General features: G+C 63.3%; 1 pseudogene. It reads right to left on the bottom strand.

Features of this window, described 5'->3' with window-relative positions:
- Window positions 1-51 precede the first annotated feature (51 nt).
- Window positions 52-2,010, bottom strand: a pseudogene (locus JUK32_RS00755) (Ig-like domain-containing protein); the annotation flags it as partial.

The following is a 2,010-nucleotide window of genomic DNA, read 5'->3' on the forward strand; positions in this document are numbered from 1 at the left end:
CCCTTTAAATGGAACTATTCGGGCAAGCCTTTGACCTCATAATGGCTATGGTTATTTATGCCGTCGAGTACTAGTTAGCGTCGGCGCATCGTTCACCCCATTGACCGTAATGGTGGCGGTGGCTGCCGCCGTGCTAAAGGCATTGGTGCCGCCCGTTTGGGACGCATCAACGCCCGTTTGGCCATTGTCGGCACCGTCGGTGGTGTCCCACGCGCGGAAGTCGAGGGTAGCGTTGCCGCTGTAGTCGGCATTGGGCACAAAGCGCACCTGGGTCGGCGTCTCTAGGGCGATTTGATTCAGGCGAAACTCGCCGCGAGCGGAGGTCGTGTTGTCGCCCAAAAAGACGAAGTTGGGGGTGGTGTAGGGGTTGGGTGCCCCGTTGGTGTTGCCCGTCGTATAGTCTTGCAGGGTGCCCGTCAAAATGGCGGTGCCGTTGGCCGACAGGGTGTAGCTATTGCCCTGCACCGTTAGGTCGTACTGCACCTCTTTGGTGGTGTCAAAGGCGACGAAGTCGGTGGCCGAAGCCACAAACTGATTGCCCAGAGGGGGGCCAAAATCTTGCAGGGTTTGGGCAAAGATCAGCCCGTCTTGGAAGGCGAGTTCCACGGATTTGGTCGGGTCTTGGCTGATAGCCATGACGCTGAAGCCCGCGCGGGGACGACCGGCTTCCACGATTTCGGAGACCACTTGGGCGTTGAAGGAGAGGGTGTAGCCCGTGGTGCTGTCTAAGTTGGGGAAATCAGGTGCGCCCGGAGTCGCATCGACGGGGATGAAATTACCCGTGAGTGGATTGAGGATAAAGTTGCTGTAGCCCGCGTAGATGTCTTTGTTGGCGGTGGTATTGACGGTGACGCCGACGGTTTGCTCGGTTTCGGTAGCCACCGGGGTGGGCGGTAACCCCAGAATGACCGAGGCAAAGGCAAAGTAGCCCTGGTCGTCTGGCCCCTGCTGGGTATTGTCGAAGCCGGTGTAAAGGGAGGTCGCCCCCAGGGTGACGGCACTATTGGCGGCAACGGTGCCAAAGGCCGCCCAGGTGGTGCCGCCATCGGTGGAATATTGCCAGGTGCCGTGGGTGTCATCGACGGCGGTGACGGCCATGCCCAAGGGGTCAAAGTCGGCGTCGGCGAGGGTGAGGCCCGCATTGGCGAGCAGGGCGGCGACGGAGGTGCCAGGGTTGCTGGCGGCGAGCACATCTTCCGCAATGGCGGTGAGGGTAGTGGTGCCCGTCAGGGTAGGGCCGGTGTTGGGGTTAGAGAGGATGTAAGCCTCGTCCGTAGCGGGTTCCCCAGCGGGGAGGGCGTTGCCAGCGGTGTCGGTGATGTTTTGCGCGGCGGCCAGATCCAGGCTGACGGTGCCGTTGAGGGTGGCGAGGTCGCCGCCGCTGAGGGTGAGATCCCAAGTGGTGCCGCTGCCCGTCACGTTGGTGATGGTGGCGGTGGTGCCGTTGACCGCAAAGTCAGCCGCATCGACCCCGGTGACGGCTTCGTTAAAGGTGGCGCGGAAGGTGAGGCTATCGGCATTGGTGGGGGCGGTGCCGGGGGTGAGGCGCGTGATGCTGGTGAAGGTGGGGGCGGTGGTGTCGGGCGGTGCCCCGGCGGTGATGGTACCAAAAACATCTAGGTTGTTTTGATTTGCGCCGACGCCGTTGGGGCCGGTGTTGCCCGTGGCATTGGCGGCTGTGTTGCCCGTGAAGGTGACGCCTGCGGTGGTGACGGTGGGAGGAGCCCCAGGTTCGCCCTGATTGTTGGTATTGGCATCGAGGGCGACCTGGGTGATGGCGAAGATCGCACCCCCTAGCCCTTGACCGTTGTTAGCGCCGATGCCACCGGTGGCGGTGTTGTTACTAAAACTACTGTTGATGAGGTTGAGGGTGCCGCTGCGCACAAAAATCGCGCCCCCCATACCCGCGCCGCCGCCGCCGATGCCGCCGATGCCGCCGCCGCCACCGTAGCCGCCGAAGCCGCCGAAGCCGTAGCCGCCGCCGCCGCCGCCGCCGAAGCCGCCGTCGCC

This window comes from Halomicronema sp. CCY15110 (genome assembly GCF_016888165.1).
In the GTDB taxonomy this organism is placed as follows: Bacteria; Cyanobacteriota; Cyanobacteriia; order Phormidesmidales; family Phormidesmidaceae; genus Halomicronema.